This window comes from Lactobacillus pasteurii DSM 23907 = CRBIP 24.76, from assembly GCF_000297025.1.
Classification (GTDB): Bacteria; Bacillota; Bacilli; order Lactobacillales; family Lactobacillaceae; genus Lactobacillus; species Lactobacillus pasteurii.
In genome coordinates, this window is sequence record NZ_CAKD01000024.1 from 146,557 (window position 1) to 164,443 (window position 17,887).

The 17,887-nt window shown below is 39.2% G+C and carries 21 protein-coding genes and 1 riboswitch; of the genes, 6 read left to right on the top strand and 15 right to left on the bottom strand.

The window, feature by feature from the left end; translation table 11 throughout:
* Positions 1–144 precede the first annotated feature (144 nt).
* Genes BN53_RS08465 through BN53_RS08475 form a run of 3 tightly spaced genes read left to right on the top strand, consistent with a single transcriptional unit; the run spans position 145 to position 2,098 of the window.
* Positions 145–909: a DeoR/GlpR family DNA-binding transcription regulator gene (locus BN53_RS08465; RefSeq protein WP_009560548.1), complete on the top strand. Its 765-nt coding sequence runs from the start codon at positions 145–147 to the stop codon at positions 907–909.
* A 4-nt stretch (positions 910–913) separates the two neighbouring features.
* Positions 914–1,273, top strand: a complete 360-nt coding sequence (locus BN53_RS08470) for a hypothetical protein (protein WP_009560549.1) — start codon at positions 914–916, stop codon at positions 1,271–1,273.
* Between the two features lie 15 nt (positions 1,274–1,288).
* The gene (locus BN53_RS08475; RefSeq protein ID WP_009560550.1) at positions 1,289–2,098 is read left to right on the top strand and encodes a Cof-type HAD-IIB family hydrolase; all 810 of its coding nucleotides are present in this window, start codon (positions 1,289–1,291) and stop codon (positions 2,096–2,098) included.
* A gap of 60 nt (positions 2,099–2,158) precedes the next feature.
* Here the strand turns inward: BN53_RS08475 and BN53_RS08480 are convergent, their stop codons facing one another.
* The 11 genes from BN53_RS08480 to BN53_RS08530 form a co-directional block, all read right to left on the bottom strand.
* A complete protein-coding gene (locus BN53_RS08480; protein WP_009560551.1) occupies positions 2,159–2,884 on the bottom strand; it encodes a GntR family transcriptional regulator in 726 nt (241 codons plus the stop codon).
* Positions 2,884–3,807 (bottom strand): nucleoside hydrolase, encoded by a 924-nt coding sequence (locus BN53_RS08485; protein ID WP_009560552.1) that lies wholly within the window; start codon positions 3,805–3,807, stop codon positions 2,884–2,886. Before BN53_RS08485 ends, BN53_RS08480 begins: the two co-directional genes overlap by 1 nt.
* Before the next feature lie 22 nt (positions 3,808–3,829).
* Positions 3,830–4,525, bottom strand: a complete 696-nt coding sequence (rpiA, locus tag BN53_RS08490) for a ribose-5-phosphate isomerase RpiA (RefSeq protein WP_009560553.1) — start codon at positions 4,523–4,525, stop codon at positions 3,830–3,832.
* 5 nt (positions 4,526–4,530) lie between these two features.
* A complete protein-coding gene (gene rbsK, locus BN53_RS08495) occupies positions 4,531–5,448 on the bottom strand; it encodes a ribokinase (RefSeq protein ID WP_009560554.1) in 918 nt (305 codons plus the stop codon).
* Positions 5,449–5,554: 106 nt separating this feature from the next.
* On the bottom strand, positions 5,555–6,022 hold the full coding sequence (locus BN53_RS08500) for a Dps family protein (RefSeq protein WP_009560555.1): 468 nt from the start codon (positions 6,020–6,022) through the stop codon (positions 5,555–5,557).
* An 82-nt stretch (positions 6,023–6,104) separates the two neighbouring features.
* The gene (locus BN53_RS08505) at positions 6,105–6,908 is read right to left on the bottom strand and encodes a DUF4931 domain-containing protein (protein WP_009560556.1); all 804 of its coding nucleotides are present in this window, start codon (positions 6,906–6,908) and stop codon (positions 6,105–6,107) included.
* 112 nt (positions 6,909–7,020) lie between these two features.
* Positions 7,021–7,947 (bottom strand): alpha/beta fold hydrolase, encoded by a 927-nt coding sequence (locus BN53_RS08510; protein ID WP_009560557.1) that lies wholly within the window; start codon positions 7,945–7,947, stop codon positions 7,021–7,023.
* A gap of 9 nt (positions 7,948–7,956) precedes the next feature.
* Complete coding sequence (locus BN53_RS08515) at positions 7,957–8,613, bottom strand: amino acid ABC transporter permease (protein WP_009560558.1); 657 nt, start codon at positions 8,611–8,613, stop codon at positions 7,957–7,959.
* Positions 8,614–8,626: 13 nt separating this feature from the next.
* Positions 8,627–9,259, bottom strand: a complete 633-nt coding sequence (locus BN53_RS08520) for an amino acid ABC transporter permease (protein WP_009560559.1) — start codon at positions 9,257–9,259, stop codon at positions 8,627–8,629.
* Positions 9,259–10,101: a transporter substrate-binding domain-containing protein gene (locus BN53_RS08525; protein ID WP_009560560.1), complete on the bottom strand. Its 843-nt coding sequence runs from the start codon at positions 10,099–10,101 to the stop codon at positions 9,259–9,261. The genes BN53_RS08520 and BN53_RS08525 overlap by 1 nt, the downstream gene beginning before the upstream one ends.
* 11 nt (positions 10,102–10,112) lie before the next feature.
* Positions 10,113–10,847: an amino acid ABC transporter ATP-binding protein gene (locus tag BN53_RS08530; protein ID WP_009560561.1), complete on the bottom strand. Its 735-nt coding sequence runs from the start codon at positions 10,845–10,847 to the stop codon at positions 10,113–10,115.
* Positions 10,848–11,009: 162 nt separating this feature from the next.
* Between BN53_RS08530 and udk the strand changes: the two genes are divergently transcribed.
* Positions 11,010–11,654 (top strand): uridine kinase, encoded by a 645-nt coding sequence (gene udk / locus BN53_RS08535; protein ID WP_009560562.1) that lies wholly within the window; start codon positions 11,010–11,012, stop codon positions 11,652–11,654.
* 56 nt (positions 11,655–11,710) lie between these two features.
* On the opposite strand, the gene BN53_RS08540 is transcribed toward udk, so the two are convergent.
* The 4 genes from BN53_RS08540 to BN53_RS08555 form a co-directional block, all read right to left on the bottom strand.
* A complete protein-coding gene (locus BN53_RS08540; RefSeq protein WP_009560563.1) occupies positions 11,711–12,202 on the bottom strand; it encodes a thiol peroxidase in 492 nt (163 codons plus the stop codon).
* An 87-nt stretch (positions 12,203–12,289) separates the two neighbouring features.
* Positions 12,290–12,868, bottom strand: coding sequence for an ECF transporter S component (locus BN53_RS08545; RefSeq protein WP_009560564.1), 579 nt, complete (start codon positions 12,866–12,868; stop codon positions 12,290–12,292).
* A 60-nt stretch (positions 12,869–12,928) separates the two neighbouring features.
* A riboswitch (TPP riboswitch) is annotated at positions 12,929–13,019 on the bottom strand.
* 107 nt (positions 13,020–13,126) lie between these two features.
* The gene (locus BN53_RS08550; protein WP_009560565.1) at positions 13,127–13,873 is read right to left on the bottom strand and encodes a DUF4097 family beta strand repeat-containing protein; all 747 of its coding nucleotides are present in this window, start codon (positions 13,871–13,873) and stop codon (positions 13,127–13,129) included.
* A gap of 25 nt (positions 13,874–13,898) precedes the next feature.
* Positions 13,899–14,981, bottom strand: a complete 1,083-nt coding sequence (locus BN53_RS08555) for a M42 family metallopeptidase (protein WP_009560566.1) — start codon at positions 14,979–14,981, stop codon at positions 13,899–13,901.
* A gap of 121 nt (positions 14,982–15,102) precedes the next feature.
* Here BN53_RS08555 and BN53_RS08560 point away from each other — a divergent pair, with 121 nt between their 5' ends.
* Positions 15,103–16,317 carry a multidrug efflux MFS transporter gene (locus tag BN53_RS08560; protein ID WP_040537398.1) on the top strand — a complete coding sequence of 405 codons (1,215 nt, stop codon included), beginning with the start codon at positions 15,103–15,105 and terminating at the stop codon, positions 16,315–16,317.
* 196 nt (positions 16,318–16,513) lie between these two features.
* Positions 16,514–17,836 carry a uracil-xanthine permease family protein gene (locus BN53_RS08565; protein WP_009560568.1) on the top strand — a complete coding sequence of 441 codons (1,323 nt, stop codon included), beginning with the start codon at positions 16,514–16,516 and terminating at the stop codon, positions 17,834–17,836.
* Positions 17,837–17,887 lie beyond the last annotated feature (51 nt).

The following is a 17,887-nucleotide window of genomic DNA, read 5'->3' on the forward strand; positions in this document are numbered from 1 at the left end:
AAAAAGCTGATATAATAACTTATATTAAAAATAATTCAGTATCTACTCTTTCAAATACTGATAAACACTGATTTATATCTTCGAAGCACTTAACAAATGCGCAAAAAAATTATTTATCGTGTTAATTTATAGCTGGAGGCAGTTATGCAACAAGAAAAACGGCTCGAATTTATCAAAGAGCAATTAAAACAAACCGACCATTTAGCAACAAAAGAGATTGCAGATTTGTTAGGAGTCTCCTTTGATACTGCTAGAAGAGATGTAATTAAGCTTTGTTCAACTGGACAAGCAATGCGCGTTCATGGCGGCATCATTGAACTGGATCAACAATCCGTTCCAACTTTCTTAGCCAGAAAGCAAATCCAATCTCCTTTAAAAAAGAAAATGGCCGAAATGGCTAAACGCTTCGTGCATCCTGGCGACCTGGATTTCATCGGTCCATCCACTACTTTGCAGCAACTTTGCTATCAACTAAACGGCATGGATTTAGAGATCGTTACCAACTCCATCGACAATGCGCTGGCATTAATGAATGAATCCCTACCTCTAGTCACAATTTTAGGTGGACAAATTGGCAAAAAGAACCGCCTCGTCTATTCAGCTTCTGCTTTAGACGAATTGCGGTACATGTACTTTAACACTGCTATAATTGGTGCTTCTAAAGTCCGTGCTGATGGAAGCTACACCGCTGAAAGCCAGGATTCGAAATTAATCAGGATGGCAACTAGCAGAGCCAAAAAGGTTATTTTAATTGCGGAAAAATACAAGTTCGTCAATAAAAATGTCTCCCCATTTTTATCGACGCCATTAGATAAAATCGACGTTTTGATTACTGATACTGCTCCAAGTCCAGAAATTCGCCAATGGTTTAGACCATCGACACAGATTATTTCCGTTATAAAGGAGTAGAGCCATGTTAAACTTTCAATTCGTTGCCAAGAAAAACAACCATAAACAAGAAACCCATCAGTTACTCGAGAAGTTCTATGAAAGCTTCTTTATTGATATGTACAATGAATTAAACATTGATCCCTACCGCCCACTGCGCGATGCGATCGCCAATGTTTTGTACAAATTTACAATTGATGACCATCCAATGGCTTATACTGGTAAACTAGTAATGTACATTGAAAGTAAATTAGTATTAGAAGACTTGCATTTGACGAATGAACAAAGAGAAATTCTAAATCAGCTTCGTCAATTAACTAAAAACATTAACTTATCATTTGTTTATCAAAGCCCTTTGACTAGCTTTGATCAATTTGTCAATTAAGGAGAAAATAAATATATGAGTAAACTACCTTTTAAGGCTATAGCTGTAGATATGGACGGTACTTTCATGACCGACAAGCAGGATTTTAACCAGGCAAAATTTGAACAAATTCTTGCTCAATTGCGCCAGCAAGGCGCCCACTTCATTATTGCTAGTGGTCGTCCAATTGGCAAAATTCAAAAAGACTTTGCTCCATACTTGGATCGAATCAATATAGTTGCCGAAAATGGTGGCTTGCTCTATCGCGATAATCAACTTTTAGCTAGATACAGTTTGTCAAAAGAAACTACACCCAAGTTGTTGCAATTTATCGAAGAAAATTATCCACAAGTTGAAATTTTCGTTTCAGCCGTAAATCACTCATACATGAAAAAGAGTACCAGCCAGGAATTTATCGATTTTATGACTTACTACTATCCTGAAAGAATTTTGGTGGATGATTTTTTAGGCGTCGATGATGAAATTATCAAATTGACCCTAAGAATGCCAGTTGAGCTTTCTAGCCAAATGGAAGCAGAATTTAATCAAATAAATCCCGAAAAAGTTCATTTCACCAGCAGTGGCTATAATACAGTCGACGTCATCCCTAGCGAAGTCAACAAAGCCAGCGGCTTGAAATATTTCTTAGATTACTTCAAGTTAACTAGCGATGATTTGATCGCTTTTGGCGACGACTTCAACGACTTAGAAATGTTGCAGCTAGCTAAATACGGTTATGTAATGGCTAATGGCAATCCGGAGCTTTTCCAATATACCGACTATCGCGCTCCAAGTAACAATGACAATGGCGTTTTGCAAGTTCTAGAACAATATTTAGCGGAATAAAAATCAAAAAGAAGCAGTTCAAACTTTTCCAATCAAGAAAAGCCAAACTGCTTCTTTATTTTAGTTATTCAAATTTACGAAGGTATTGAACTTCATATAATTGTAATGCACTCGCATGATTGAAAGCTCAAATGGCGTTCCATCATCCAAGAAGAAAATACCTTCCATCACGCCAACCGGCTCAACCGGCTTGAGCTTCATTTCGCTTTGATCTTCAGAACTAGATGGTTCAACCGTAATGTTCAAATACGATCTAGTTACCGTCTTATTTTGTTCATCTTCCAGATAATTGAACAACGATTCTTGCAAAATTTCCGGCTTGAGCTCTGGCATAATTTTAATTGGAATATAGCCCGTTTCAATCAAAAATGGTTGATCATCAAGTAAACGCAAACGTTTGAATTCATAAACAAAATCATTTTCTGTCAAAAATAGATCTTGCGCGATTTCTTTTGAAGCTTTTACGACATGAAAATCAAGCAACTTAATCTTTTGAGCTTTTCCTGGAACCTTAAAACTATCAGTTAAGCCCAAGTTGGAGCCTTCATAACGAAATAGTGCCCGATTTTTCAAGTAGAGCGGATTGATGAAGGTTCCGCTACCTCTTTTTTTGAAAACAATCCCCTGCTGAGCTAATAGCTCCAAGGCACGCTTCATTGATGAACGGCTAACTTGATAGTGTTCAGCTAAAGATCGCTCATCAGGAAGACGCATCCCTTCGTAGGCGCCTTTTAAAATATTCTGCTTAATATCGTGCATTACTGTCCGATAAACAAAATCTGCCATTACTTACTTCCTTGATCTGCTAGTTTGATACTTTCTACAAACCAATCTGCGAATTTTTCAGTATTAACATTAACTGCTATTTCCGCATTTGGATTTTCTGCCATGAAGTCCATGGCACTTGCTCCATAGGTAACATGTCCAGCTAATTCAATTTCAACTCTTGCTTTTCTTAAATCGTAAAATTCTGGATGCAAAATAATACCTACAGCAGTTGGATCATAAATCATGATCTTGTGATTGCCGTCTGGTTCGTGGATATTAGAGAACATTGCGTAAAGCATTTCCCCAACCTTTCCACAGAACTTGATTCGATCCAATTCTTCCTTGGTAATATGAGCTTGATTGCCAATTTCAAGCGGAGCCACCTTAACTGGCAAGCCACTATGGAAAACAACTTGAGCTGCTTCTGGATCGCCAGCAATATTGTATTCCGCAAATGGACCATAGTTACCATGGCCAATATTTCCGCCCATAATAACAATTTGTTCAATCTTGCTAGTTACTTGTGGATATTGCTTTAGCAATAGCGCAAAGTCAGTCAAAGGTCCAATTCCTAGCAAGGTTACTTTTTCTGAACTAGCCATGATGCATTCATACATTTTGGTTGTAGCAAGTCCTGCTTCAACTAAACTTTGATCAGCCTCAGGAAATTCGAAGCCTGCAATGCCTTTTTCGCCGTGAACATTAGACGCACTAATTGCTGGTCTAACTAGAGGTTGGTTAGCACCAACAATCACGGGAACCTTGGTCTGAAGAAATTTTTCTAAATTAAGCGTATTTTGCAAAGTATAATTTAGCGCAACATTTCCCCAAGTTGGCACAATCATCTTTAAGTCGAATTCCTTGGCAAAAAGACTGATTGTAATTGCAGCAATATCATCGATTCCTGGGTCGGTACTAATAATTAAAGGTATTTTTTTCATCGAATCCCCTTTTCTGAAAATACTAGTGTTCTTTTACTTGTTCTACGATTGTACCATCATCTTGAGCAATAATCACCTGGTCGCAGATATTTAAGAACAAGCCGTGTTCAACTACGCCAACTGTATGATCAAGATAATCAGCTAAGTCATAAGGTTTTTCAATCTTGTCTAAGCCTAAGTCGATAATGTAGTTGCCATAGTGAGTTACGTAGCGCTTTTCGCCATCCATTCTCCAAACTGGCTTTAAGCCCTTTTCTTCAAAACGTTTAAAGTTTTGCTCACAAGAAATTGGCAAAACTTCTACTGGCAATGGGAAGCCTTGAAGAACGTCGTGAACCTTTGAACCATCAACAATCCAGATGTTCTTAGTTGAATTAGCAGCTACATTCTTTTCCAAAGTCAATGCTCCGCCACCACCCTTGATTCCATCAAGGTCACTATTAACGCGGTCTGCACCATCAACAGTCAAGTCTACATGGTCAACTTCACTTAATTCATCAACTTTAAAGCCTAAGCCTTCAAGTTGCTTCTTGCTTCGGTTACTAGTTGTAACGATATGCTTAAGGCTTAAGCCTTCTTCTTTTCTCTTGCCTAAAGCATCAATGAAAAAGGCAACAGTTGAACCAGTACCCACACCTAGGATTATTCCATTTTCAACTAAGTCGGCTGCTTTTTGAGCAGCTTGCTTTTTTAATTCGTCTTGTCTTTGTTTATCCATTTTTACTACCTCATTGCTTCTTTTACTTCTGAAATTGATGGAATTGAAGGTTGTGCACCCAATTTTTGTACAGCAAGAGACGATGCACGGCTAGCCAGGATGGCTGCTTGCTCGATATTAGCCAAGTCTGCTTTCAATCCTCCTGCCAAAAAGCCAATAAAAGTATCACCAGCTGCTGTGGTATCTACGGCTTTAACTTTAAATGCAGGGATCAACTTTTCAACTTGATCAGTAGATAAATATGCACCCTTATCGCCGTAAGTAATCACTACGTTCTTAATGCCAAGTTCGTGTAATTTTTGGGCATTTTTGGCTAGATCAGCTTCTTCATTGATTTTAATACCGGTGATCAATTCGCATTCGGTTTCATTTGGCACAATCATATCAGTCAATTGCAACAATTCTTGGGGAATTTCCTTGATAGCTGGAGCTGGATTCAAAATAGTCAAAGTATTCAACTTCTTAGCCAGCTTAAAGGCAGCAATTGTACTTTCAATTGGCGTTTCAAATTGAGCAATTACGCAGTCAGCCTCTCCAAACAATCGACTTTGCTCTTCAATATCATCAACTGTCAGACTGTAGTTTGCACCATGATCGATGATGATATCATTTTGACCAGCTTCATTCAAAGTGATGTAAGCTTGACCAGTAGATTGACCGGTGGTTTTCATCACGCAATTGGTCTTAACACCATATTTAGTTAATTCACCGATTAAAAAATCTGCAAAATTGTCATCGCCAACTCGGCTGATAAAATTGGTTTCAGCACCGCTTTTGGCAGCAGCAATTGCTTGATTAGCACCCTTGCCACCACCTGCTACGGTCACCTTGCTTGCATTTATGGTTTCTCCAGCTTGTGGAAAGTCCTTCACATGCAAGGTTGTATCAACATTACTTGATCCTATAACAATTATCTTTTTCATAATTCTTCCTCGTGTATACATTAACAACCTTTATTATAGCAAAAGATAGAATCAGATATGGGCAAAAAAATAAAGACCGCGATACAGCGATCTTTAATTTAAGTCGTTATTTGTCGATTTCTGGCGCTTGATCAACCTCTGCAGCCATCATCCAAATTCTTTTTTCAACTGCAGTATGGAAACCAGTCAGCATGTCATTAGTTGAATAGTCGCCTTCTTCATCGCTAGCTTCGATTCCTTTTTCGTAAAGCTTTTCAAGATAGCGATAGCCAGCAATAATCTTTTCAAAGCGCTCCTTAGTGCTTTCACCCCAGGTTCCCTTTTCATCAGGAATCTTAGTCATTTGAACAATTTCACCTAAAGTAGAAACTGGCGAACCATCCAAAGTAATCAAACGCTCTGAAACTTCATCAAGTTGCTCAGCAAGTTCATCCATAACTTTGTCCAAATATGGGTGCAACTTCAAGAACTGACTGCCGCGCATATACCAATGATGTTGGTGCACGATCATTTGCATCTGAGTTAAATCAGCAACTAATTGATTCAAAATTTCTTTAGTTTGTGCGTACTTCATAAAATATCCTCCTGATAACAAGCTATAAATAGATTATAGCAGGATAATTCTCACAAGGATAACAATTTGCTCAAAAATAAAATCACAAGCTAATGCCCCCGGTAACAAAGCCTTTTAACCGTTTTGCCTCCCAGCGCAAGGTATCAGAATCATCAACTTGTGAAATCTTATAGCCAACAAAATATGGCGAAGCATAGAATCTAGGAATGATCTTGCAGCAAGTGCCTTCACCATCATTTAGTGGATAGAAGAAGAGGTTGTATGAGTCCACACCGTGAGATAGAACTGAGCGCATGTACTGTGTACCTTTTTGAATTAAATCGGCCCAAATATCTAAATCTTGATTGTGGAAAGTCAAAATATTGACTTCTTGATATCCCTGAACTGGCGTAGCGGAAATGTTCATTTCAACATCCCCAGACTTACCAACTTCAAAGCCAGTAAAGTTCTCTGGTCCAACATCTTGGTAGCCATCTTTTTTGTATAAGCCAACTATTTGCATATGGGGGTGAGTCAAAGATCCGTCGGACTTTGGTCCAAAATTCTTATACCATAACACGCTCTTATACTTGCCAGAATAATACATCTCATGAAAAGCATCTAGTGCAAACTTCATCAAAGCTTGATTTTCTTCTCGCGTATAAGTTGAAATATCGCCCTGGTGGTCGCTTGATTCAATCAAAATAGTCTGATCAGTATCTAGTAAGGTTGGGTATTTGTTCTTAAGCCAAATCTTATCCCCTTCTCGCCTAAAGATATTTTCCAAATGAGCTACATCACAGAAAGGGCAACTAGCATTCTGGTTGCTCTGCCGATTGCCATAGTCGTAGTCATAAGGCTTGCGCTTGCCGATTGAATAGTTATAAACCAAAGGATCTTTATCCATATTGCCCTCCTTATTATTACTTGATCATGATTGCTGGCTGTTATATTAATCTATTTCCATTATAGTCTTTCAAAAAATTTTTTTCAGAAAAAAAGAGCGTTCGCTAAACGAACTACTCTTCAGATTTATTTTTTAAAATTTTTTCTTCAATGAGACTGCTAGCTAATTTGCTCAAAGACTTGCGCGACGGCAACTTATCTTGCAATTGCTGCATTTTTACTACGGCTAATTTACGAAATTCTCCAGTTGGATCTTTAGAATCAAGCATCTTAGCCAAGTCATTTGATTTCGTTAGCAAGCGTTGCTCACTTCGACTTTCGCGCAGAAATTCTTCATCAACTTCCTTAAGCCTCAGCTTTCCATTAGCATCAAATTGATACCCGCCCCACATATGTTGCGAGATGGGATTAATCTGTCTGCTATCAACATAGCAAAGCCGGCCAACCATATGATGCGTAGCTGTAAAGCCCAAAGTTACCGGATCGTAAATATCGATATAGTTGTTGATTCGCTGACGAAGCTTGCCTACACGACGTCTTTCTGCACTATTGAGCAACTCCCAAATATTAGTTCCTTCATACAAGTATGCCCCAGCAATTCGCTCTGGATGACGGCAATGAGCCAAGGCATACTGAGCATTAATTGCTCCTAGAGAATGCCCATAGATATAGCATGGCAACTCTGGTAACTCGTGCAAGCTTTGATTCAAAACTCTAGCAGCCGAAACTAACTGACTGGGGATTTTAGCCTCTTTATTAATTAAGGCTAACAGAATTGGCAAATTAGTTCTGAGCCATTCATCCCTCCAAGTGGTTGGATTGCCCTTTCTTAGTCCAAAAGAGCCTTTGAACAAAATCGTTATTTCGCTTTGATTGCTGATGACATAGCCTCTGAGACCATCTTCTTCATGGATGATCTTGACTACTTTGCCCAGCATATTTTCACCAATAACAACTTCTGCTCCAATTGCTAGTTCTTCGTATGACTTTTTGGTCAATTCAACTCGCTCAAAATCAGTCAATCTCTCATTGATTCGCATAAAACTTACCTATCGACTATCAAATTTCCTTTGTAAATATGATGCAAACATGGATAGGCAGAAACAAACAACAAAGTACATTGCTGCAATGATCAAGTACATTGGAATCATGTAGTTAGTATTTTGGCTATAGACAATTTGAGCATGGTAAAGCAATTCCGGCAAAATGATAATCGTTGCTAAAGACGTATCCTTTACCAAAGAAACAAATTGCGACAGCAAAGTTGGAATCATCTTAAGCAAAGCCTGTGGCATGACCACATAAAACATGGCTTGGACAAAATTCATTCCGTTGCTTCTAGCACCTTCCATTTGACCTTCGTCAACAGCATTGATTCCTGAACGAACAATTTCAGAAATCATGGCTGATTCAAAGATCACCAGGGCAATAATTGATGCCACTAATGAGTTTACTCTAACTCCTATGCCTGGTAAACCGAAATAGGTAAAGAAGATAATGAGCAGCAAGGGCAAGTTTCTGACAACGTCAACAATGAAGCCCACCAGTTTGGAAATTATTGGCGTTTTCGTATATCTAATTGTTCCTAGCAATAATCCAATCAAAAAACTTAGGGCAATTGAAATCAATGATACATAAATGGTTACCCATAAACCTTGCAATAAAAAGCGAAAGTTTACCCATGATAAAGCATTAACAAAATCCATCAGCTCGCCCCCCTTACTTATTTTCCAAATGTTGCATGTAATATGACAACGGCATCGTCAAAATCAAATAGAAAATCCCAATAATGATGTAAGTTGGAATTGTTTCAAATGTGTTTGAAGCAACAATGTCCCCTTGATACATCAAGTCAAATCCAGCAACGAAGGCTAGAACTGAGGAGTTCTTGATTAAGTTGACAAACTGATTGCCCAAAGGTGGAATCACGATCCTGAAGGCTTGTGGCAAGATAACATAGCGCATTGCCTGCCAATAAGTCATACCGTTACTTCTAGCCCCTTCCATTTGTCCATCACCAACAGCGTTAATACCGGAGCGAACAGTTTCAGCAATAAAGGCTGAAGTATATAAGGTAAGGCCAATAGTACCTGCGGTAAAGCCATTGACTTTAAATAAAAATTGCGGAACGACCAAATAAAAGATCATGGCAATTACCAGCAAAGGGATGTTGCGGAAAATTTCGATATAAATCTTAGCCACAATTCGCCAGAACTTGTTTGGAACAGTTTCTAAAATCGCAAAACCTGATCCAATTACCAAACTACCAATTAAAGCTAAAATACTTGAGAAAACTGTATTCGCAAATCCAATCAAAAAAGTCTGCCAATTATTGATAAATAATTCCCACATTAGCGTGCAGCCTCCTTAATACTGAATCCTGGAATACCATCAAACCATTTATGCATTAGCTTGTTGTAGGTACCGTTTTGTTTAAGTTCTTTAAGAGCTTGGTTGATCTTTTGGGCAAACTCAGTCTGGCCCTTATCAACCGCAATCCCGTACGGCTCATGCGTAAAAGTGCCACCAACAACGCTGTAGCCTTTATTTTCAGCCGCAATACCAGCCAAGATACCATTATCAGTACTCATTGCTTGTCCTTGACCGGCCTTAAGTGCAGTGAAGCATTGACCATAATCGTCAAATTCCAAAACTCTGGCCTTTGGCGCAAACTTATGAATATTGGCAACAGCCGTCGTACCTTTAACTGCTACAACTGTGATGCCATTTTTGTTTAAATCCTTGATTGACTTAATCTTGCTGTCTGACTTAACTAGCAGTGATTGACCAGCGTTGAAGTACGGATCAGAGAAAGTAACCTGCTTTTTTCTGTCAGGCGTAATGGTTACTGTGGCCATCAAGGCGTCGACGTTGCCATTTTTCAAAACAGGAATCTTGGTTTTAGAACTAGTTTGAAATAATACTGCCTTACCATCTTTACCCAAAAGCTGCTTGGTGATTGCTTTAGCTAAATCAATGTCAAAACCAACTAACTTAGCTGATTTAATATCCATTAATCCAAACAAGCGCGTATCGTTTCTTACTCCCCAAATAATTGTCTTGGACTTTTCAACTTGCTTCCAGGTGTTAACCTGACTGCTTGCTGCTTGGCCTGAGCTTTCACAAGCTGACAGGCTAACTGCCAGCACTAAGGCTAAAGCAAGCAAAAAGAAGCGTTTGATCTTGCTCTTCATTCGGCCCCTCCTTAGTGAATAATCTTGCTTAAAAATTCCTTGGCACGATCAGTTTCAGGATTATCAAAGAATTCATCTGGCTTGCGATCTTCTAGAACGCGTCCTTGTTCAAAGAAAATCAAACGATTGCCGACTTCGCGGGCAAAGCCCATTTCGTGGGTTACCACAACCATGGTAATACCTTCTTCAGCAACCAATTTCATAACATCTAATACGTCTTGAATCATTTCTGGATCAAGGGCACTAGTTGGTTCGTCAAACAAAATTACCTTTGGCTTCATTGCTAAAGAACGAGCAATCGCCACTCTCTGCTGCTGACCACCGGAAAGATTGCGTGGGTACATGTGGGCTTTGTTTTCAAGGCCGACTTTTTTGAGCAGATCCATCGCAATTGCTTCGTTTTCTTCTTCAGAGCGATGCAAAACGACTCTTGGAGCTAATTTGATATTGCCTAAAACGGTGTAATTTTCATATAAGTTAAAGTGTTGGAAAACCATCCCAACATTTTTGCGAATTTTATTGATATTGGTCTTATTATCGGCCAAATCGTAGCCGTTAACGATCAAGCGACCGCTATTAATACTTTCAAGACCATTCATTGTTCTAATAAGGGTACTTTTACCTGAACCAGAAGGTCCAATGATAGAAACAACTTCACCCTCATTAATGGTTAAATTAATATCCTTGAGGGCATGGAGCTTGCCATAATACTTATCAACATGTTGAAATTCAATAATTGGTGTCATAGTTTTACCCTTCCTTAAAAAATTCTTTTTTCATTTTACTATCTTTTTCATTTATTTTCAAAATGATTTCAACCCAATTCTCCGAACTTTTTTCGCGATAAAGCTTGTAATATTGCGGTTTTATAGCTAATATGTTTAATGACAAAATAAAGGAGTTACATGATGAATTCACTTGATAAACCCGTAGTTATTGGAATTACCGGTGGTTCCGGTAGCGGCAAAACAACCATTGCCCATGAAGTAGCCAAACAGATTAATGATGACGATCGCATTATGATCATCACCCAAGACTCATACTACAAAGACAATACTGGCCTAGACATGGAAGAGCGAAAGAAGATCAACTATGACCACCCTAATGCCTTCGATATGCCATTGTTAGAAGCACAAATCAACCAATTGCTTCACCGCAAGGCCATTGAAATGCCAACTTACGATTTTACCACTCACACAAGAAGCGATGAAACCATCCATGTTGAACCAGCTGATATTATCATCCTCGAAGGAATCCTAGTTCTATTTAACGAGGATATTAGAAAATTAATGGACATCAAGGTTTACGTTGATACTGATGACGATATTCGTTTTATCCGTCGTTTGCAAAGAGACATGCAAGAACGTGGCCGGTCTTTAGACTCCGTTATTTCACAATACATGGATACAGTAAAACCAATGTATCATCAATTTATCGAACCAACTAAGCGCTATGCCGACATTATTATTCCAGAAGGCGGTGCAAATGGAGTTGCCATCGATATGTTGACCACTAAGATTCGTTCAGTCTTAGCTAGAAAACAAGAAAAATAAAAAAATGCGAATCGATCCAATTTATACTAACCGGATCCTTTCGCATTTTTTATTGCCTATAAATTCTTTAAAAAGTCTAAAGCCTTATCGTAATCTGGTTCGTTAGTTTGTTCGATCAACAACTGACGGTACAAAACTTTACCAGTTTCATCTAAAATCCAAACGCTACGCTGGTCAATACTCTTGTCAGGAATAAGCAATTCTGACTTCTTGCCGAAATCAAAGTCTGCATCTGACAACAATTCCATCTTTTCTACGCCTTCAGCAGCACACCAATGCTTTTGATCTTCAACTGTATTAGTTGAAATAGTATAGAAGTTGATTCCTTCGAATTGATCAACTGATTGGTTGAAGTGCTTAGTTTGAAGGCTGCAAACACTAGTATTAATGTCTGGTACAACTGAAATCAAAGTAGTGCCCTTTAATAAAGCGCCGCTTTTGACAGTTTCGCCTTGACTGTTTTTCACTTCAAAACTTGGAAAAATTTCACCAACTTCTGCTGGAGTACCAACAGTTTCAATTGGTTCGTCAAAAAATGTGATTTTCATAATGGAATGTCCTTTCTGAAGTAATTTACTTAGATACTATTATTTATAGCTAACTTCAGACAAAATTGCGAATGATTTGCTCACAAATTATTCCACTACTGGCTTCAAAGCTCGGTCAAACAAGTTGGTAATCAATTTAACCAAAACGCCGTCGAATAAAAGCGCTGAAATCATACCAACAATGAACATTACGATTTGCAAGTTGACAGAATACTTGTACCAACCATAGATAAAGTATTGCAAAGCATATCCACCCAAGTTAGCAAAAAATGCCCCAGTCAAAACTGACTTCCATGAGAAATCTTGGTATCTCTTTTTCTTAGGGAAGAAGCCAATTTCATTGAAAAAGCCTTGGCAAAGTCCTTCAAGAATAGTAAGTGCACCCCATTGACCACCGATCGCCATTTCAACAGTCGCTGCTAATACTTCACCCAAAGCACCTGAGCCAACATTTGGTACAAAGTACATTGATAAAGGTGCAGCAATATACCATAATCCTGATAAAGCCATATCCATTGCTGGTGCATAGCCTGTTGGCAGTAAAATTAACTTGGTTACGTTATAAAGGTTGTTGACGCCGTAAGTGTAAACAACTCCCATAATTATCCCAATCAATGCAATCAAAATAATTGCTTTTATATCCCACTTTGATGATCGTTTAAACATAAAAAACACTCCTTCTAAACTTGTCAAATTTGATAAGTCAAAAGGAGCGTTTGCTTTCGATTAAAAATGCCAGCACTTTCCTTACGCAAGGATTATCTTGTTCAGGTTCGAGGGTATTTCTCAGCTTTTTACAGCACCCCTAGTGACTTATAATATAGAGTCATTATAACAAATTTTCTGACTTTGTGAAAATCTTTTGCCTTAATTATCGAAAAAAATACCCTTGTAATCACAAAGATCACAAGAGCATTGCTAAATTTATTCGACAAAAATACTACCATCAGCGGTCTTAGCATATAAAGCAGTTGCTTGATCTGGCTTAACGATATAGGTGTAGCCTTCATCTTCTCCTTTGATTACTACATCCCCGTCATCGCTTTGCAAGTGATAACCTGAGACGCTAGTCAAGCGGCTGATAATGTCACCTTCTAAGGAACTAACAAAAACTCGGCCAGTCAACTTACTATTAGCAAGTTCAAAATCGCCATTGGTAATCTGACACTTGCTATTGCCAAGTTGACAAAGATCAAAATAAGCATCCCCATAAGTGAGCATCAATCTAAATTCCTGAGTCTGCATCTGTCTAGCTGATAAATCGCCATAGCGACTATTCAAGTTCAAGACATCGAACTTATCCCCAGCTAAAGTCAAATTACCTTCATTGGTATCAATATTTACCTGTCCGATTTTTACGCGGTTTAGTTCAATATTTCCTCTAAAAGCAAAAATGCTTAGTTCGTCGATCTCGGCTGGTAAAACTACTCTAACTAAGTAGCCCGGGTTGTATTCGTGGCGAATTCTTCGATTGAAAGTCTGGCTAATTCTAAGCACATCTTCGTCCAAGTTTACCCGAGGAATCTCATCTTCTGGTCCCGTAAAGACCACTTCGAAGCGATTGCCGCGAACAACCTTTACATGGCTATTTGCCAAAATTAAATTCAATTTACTAAAGGGTTCATCATAGAGAACAGTTTTGATTAACTTTCCTTTTGCTAACAGTTTCATTGATAAATACCCCCTATCTCAATTTTTAGAAGCGCTTAAAGCTTTCCAACTTTTCAACTGTCAAGTCGCGAATAATTGCAACTGCCAAGTCAACTGAAGCCTTGAAGTCCTTGTATGCGCTGTAGCAATATGGCGAGTGTTCGTAACGAACAGGAATACCAATAACGATGGTTGGAGCACCATTTTCGTAGTAAATAGCCGCTCCGTCTTGTCCACCACCAGTTCTAACTGAACGAGTGTAAGGAATACCGTTCTTATCAGCTAAGTCACAAGCATATTGTTGGAACTTAGGATTTGGCAAGAAGGTAGTATCCATATCTCTAAGCATTGGTCCACGCTTTAAGCCAGTTTGTGAAAGCCAATCTGGCGTAAAGGTGTCATCAGCTGGACAACTTTCCAAAACCAAGCAGACATCAGGCTTAATCTTGCGAGCAGTTACGTATGCACCGCGCAAGCCAACTTCTTCTTGAGCTGACAAGGCAGCTACCACATCAAAGTTAACTTCTTCGCCCTTCAAATTGTCCAAAACGTCAACCATTGCACCAGCACCAAAGCGGTCATCGAAATCCTTGCCAAAGAATAAACCAGTGCGGTCGTTGTATTCGCATTTCACATCAACGAAAATTGGGCAACCAGTATCAATCTTAAAGTCGTTGATAGTTTCTTCTCTACTCAATGAACCCACATCAATTGACATGTCAGCTACATCTGGAACGTTGTTTCTTTCAGCAGCAGTCATAAAGTGAGGTGGCTTAGTTGCGACAACACCTGGAATATATTCTCCATCGCGGTTGCGAATCTTAACTCTCAAGGCTGGGATATTGTACTTAACCCATCCGCCAAGTGGAACGAACTTGATCATTCCATTTGGACGAACAGCTTGAGTAATAAAGCCAACCGCATCAGAGTGAGCATCTAATTGGATAACTGGACGATTGCCCTTGTTTTCCTTTTTGGAAGCATAAACATTGAGCATACCGTCAACTTCGACATCGGCTAAATCTTTAACATGTTCAGTAAAAAGCTTAACGAATTCTTCTTCAAAACCAGAAGTTGAGTTGGCATCAGAAAAATCCTTTAACATTTGAATTTCTTGTTCTTTTTGCATTCGCATCACCTTCGTTTTAAATAATCCTACTACAACTATTTTAACCTATTTTCAGCGCAGTCTTCCATGTTATTTACAAAAATACCGTTAAAGCGTAGGATTGACTATTATTTGTTTTAGAATGGTGATTTTATTGAAAGCTCAAACTCCTACTTGGAAGAAAAATTTATTTATTCTCTCAATTGCTGTCTTCATCGCCGGAATTGCCTTTTCAGAAATTATGCCTTTTTTGCCCTTGTACGTTGATAGTCTAGGACATTTCTCTCATCAAGAACTTAATTTCTGGTCGGGGCTGGTTTTTTCTGGCGTGTTCTTTGTTTCGGCCTTTATTTCGCCACTCTGGGGAAAACTAGCTGACAAAAAAGGTCGCAAACTCATGACTCTGCGGGCAGCTTTAGGAATGGCTATCGTAATTGCCCTCATGGGATTAGTTACCAATGTTTGGCAACTGTTTATTTTACGGATGGCTCAAGGGATCTTTGCTGGTTTTGTTTCTAATTCTAACGCCCTTGTAGCAACTGAGACGCCTAAAGAAAAATCTGGACAAGCAATGGGTACAATGACTTCAGCTTTTACTGCCGGCAATTTGCTAGGACCATTTGTTGGTGGAGCTTTAGCTAGTATTTTTTCTTATCGTATTCCCTTTTTAATTACTGGAATATTGCTTTTGATCTGCTTCTTCTTGTCGCTATTTTTCGTTCATGAAGATAATTTTCAACCTTCTCAAAATCAGCAACTAACTAGCAGCAAAGGTATTATTCATTCCTTAAAAAGTCCAGCCTTGATCTTTGGTTTATTATTAACGACCATGATCATTCAAGCAGCCAATAATTCGATTAATCCAATTGTTTCTTTGTATCTAAGACAATTAATGCCAGGCAGCTCTAATGTCGTTTTTGTTTCTGGCGTAATTGCCGCCTTGCCAGGAATTGCCACTTTTCTAGTAGCAGCAAGGTTTGGCGCTTTAGGCGATCGAATTGGCACCCAGAAAATTATCGTCGGTGGTTTGATTGCCGCATCGATCTTTTTCTGTCTGACTGCTTTTGTGCAAAATAGTTTTCAATTGGGAATTTTGCGCTTTATGGTTGGATTTTCTGATGCCTGCCTATTTCCACAAGTGCAAACCATGTTGACCAAAAATACTCCGATCGAAGTAACGGGGCGGATTTTTTCTTGGAACCAATCAGCCATGTACATCGGCAATATTTTTGGCCCGTTATTGGGTTCGACAATTTCCGCTTTCTGGGGCTACAGTGCGGTTTTCCTTGTGACAACGGCGATCGTTTTGCTTAACCTTTTATTATTCAAAATTAACGTATTGAGAAATCTTTCTTAACATTTTCATTGACAAAATCACAAAAAAACTGTTAAATATATTCAAATGTTAGTGATGACCTTTAAGATTAGTCCCGTGAGGCTAAGAAGGAAATCTGAATAGCGTATTTTTGTCATACGTCAAACAGAAGACCATCTTAGACCCGGTGTCTAGGATGGTCTTTTTTCTTGGGTCATCTGTTTGAGAGGAGTTTCTTATGTCAAAAGAAGAATCATTCCGCAACCCTGACGCGGTGCTCGATGTTTACGAACACCCAGGGCTCGGACAAGGAGTACTTTTATCCTTGCAACACATGTTCGCCATGTTTGGTTCAACTGTTTTAGTGCCGATCTTGATTGGCTTAAATCCAAGTATTGCTCTATTAGCTTCAGGTGTGGGTACCTTAGTTCACATGCTCTGCACTAAGTTCAAGATCCCTGCCTACCTTGGTTCAAGTTTCGCCTTTGTTGCGACAATGCAAGCCTTGATGAAGACAGACGGCTATCCTGCTGTTGCCCAAGGTGCGATTGCTTCAGGTATTGTTTACTTGATCGTTTCCTTTGTCATCGGCAAGATCGGTTCTGCCTGGGTTAACAAGGTTTTGCCACCAATCGTGGTTGGACCAATCATCATCGTAATCGGCTTGTCGCTTGCAACAACTGCCGCAAACGATGCCATGCTCAAGAACCAAAAGTATGACTTAACATACTTTGGCGTAGCCTTGTTCACCTTGGTCATGACCTTGATCTTCCAAATGTGCTTCAAGGGCTTCACTAGCTTGATCTCAATCATGTTAGGAATTATCTGTGGCTATGTGCTTTCACTATTCTTAGGAATCGTTGATTTATCTGGTGTTGAACAAGCTGCTTGGTTCTCCTTGCCAGCATTAGACGTGCCATTCATTAGCTACCACTTCAAATGGTACCCAGCAGCCATCTTAACTATGGCCCCAATTGCCTTTGTTACTATGACTGAACACATGGGTCACATCATGGTGCTTAACTCCCTAACTAAGCGCGACTTCATGAAGGATCCAGGTTTGCACAAGACTATGCTTGGTGATGGTCTTTCAACAATTATCGCCGGTTTCATCGGTGGTCCCCCAACTACTTCTTACGGTGAAAACATTGGTGTCTTGGCCATGACTAAGGTTCACTCAGTGTCAGTCTTAGCCGGAGCTGCCGGATTTGCCATTCTCTTCTCCTTTGTTGGAAAAGTAGCAGCCTTGATCGAATCAATTCCAATGCCAGTTATCGGTGGTATCTCCTTCCTACTCTTTGGAACAATCGCTTCTAACGGTTTGAAGATCCTCGTTGACCACAAGATCGACTTTGGCGAAAAGCGCAACATGTTGATTGCCTCAGTCATTTTAGTTATCGGTATTGGTGGTGCCTACTTGCAACTTGGCAATTTCCAATTAACTTCAGTTGCCCTTTGCACCATCATCGGAATGCTTCTCAACTGGCTTCTTCCTAAAGAAGCTGCTAGCGAAAGAGCACTTGAAGAACGTCGTGCACAAGAAGGCAAGATTTACCAATAAAATCCAAACCTCTATAAATATCTCTTCTAAAATCTACTATCAAGTGGAATT

Bases quoted from the DNA above. Each gene is read 5' to 3' on its own strand.
- BN53_RS08560 (WP_040537398.1), top strand. From the start codon at position 15,103: ATGGTGATTTTATTGAAAGCTCAAACTCCTACTTGGAAGAAAAATTTA.
- udk (WP_009560562.1), top strand. From the start codon at position 11,010: ATGAATTCACTTGATAAACCCGTAGTTATTGGAATTACCGGTGGTTCC.
- BN53_RS08550 (WP_009560565.1), bottom strand. From the start codon at position 13,873: ATGAAACTGTTAGCAAAAGGAAAGTTAATCAAAACTGTTCTCTATGAT.
- BN53_RS08520 (WP_009560559.1), bottom strand. From the start codon at position 9,259: ATGTGGGAATTATTTATCAATAATTGGCAGACTTTTTTGATTGGATTT.
- rbsK (WP_009560554.1), bottom strand. From the start codon at position 5,448: ATGAAAAAGATAATTGTTATAGGATCAAGTAATGTTGATACAACCTTG.
- BN53_RS08555 (WP_009560566.1), bottom strand. From the start codon at position 14,981: ATGCAAAAAGAACAAGAAATTCAAATGTTAAAGGATTTTTCTGATGCC.
- BN53_RS08510 (WP_009560557.1), bottom strand. From the start codon at position 7,947: ATGCGAATCAATGAGAGATTGACTGATTTTGAGCGAGTTGAATTGACC.
- BN53_RS08485 (WP_009560552.1), bottom strand. From the start codon at position 3,807: ATGAAAAAAATACCTTTAATTATTAGTACCGACCCAGGAATCGATGAT.
- BN53_RS08480 (WP_009560551.1), bottom strand. From the start codon at position 2,884: ATGGCAGATTTTGTTTATCGGACAGTAATGCACGATATTAAGCAGAAT.
- BN53_RS08525 (WP_009560560.1), bottom strand. From the start codon at position 10,101: ATGAAGAGCAAGATCAAACGCTTCTTTTTGCTTGCTTTAGCCTTAGTG.
- BN53_RS08530 (WP_009560561.1), bottom strand. From the start codon at position 10,847: ATGACACCAATTATTGAATTTCAACATGTTGATAAGTATTATGGCAAG.
- BN53_RS08465 (WP_009560548.1), top strand. From the start codon at position 145: ATGCAACAAGAAAAACGGCTCGAATTTATCAAAGAGCAATTAAAACAA.
- BN53_RS08540 (WP_009560563.1), bottom strand. From the start codon at position 12,202: ATGAAAATCACATTTTTTGACGAACCAATTGAAACTGTTGGTACTCCA.
- BN53_RS08515 (WP_009560558.1), bottom strand. From the start codon at position 8,613: ATGGATTTTGTTAATGCTTTATCATGGGTAAACTTTCGCTTTTTATTG.
- BN53_RS08500 (WP_009560555.1), bottom strand. From the start codon at position 6,022: ATGAAGTACGCACAAACTAAAGAAATTTTGAATCAATTAGTTGCTGAT.
- BN53_RS08470 (WP_009560549.1), top strand. From the start codon at position 914: ATGTTAAACTTTCAATTCGTTGCCAAGAAAAACAACCATAAACAAGAA.
- BN53_RS08475 (WP_009560550.1), top strand. From the start codon at position 1,289: ATGAGTAAACTACCTTTTAAGGCTATAGCTGTAGATATGGACGGTACT.
- BN53_RS08565 (WP_009560568.1), top strand. From the start codon at position 16,514: ATGTCAAAAGAAGAATCATTCCGCAACCCTGACGCGGTGCTCGATGTT.
- BN53_RS08545 (WP_009560564.1), bottom strand. From the start codon at position 12,868: ATGTTTAAACGATCATCAAAGTGGGATATAAAAGCAATTATTTTGATT.
- BN53_RS08505 (WP_009560556.1), bottom strand. From the start codon at position 6,908: ATGGATAAAGATCCTTTGGTTTATAACTATTCAATCGGCAAGCGCAAG.
- rpiA (WP_009560553.1), bottom strand. From the start codon at position 4,525: ATGGATAAACAAAGACAAGACGAATTAAAAAAGCAAGCTGCTCAAAAA.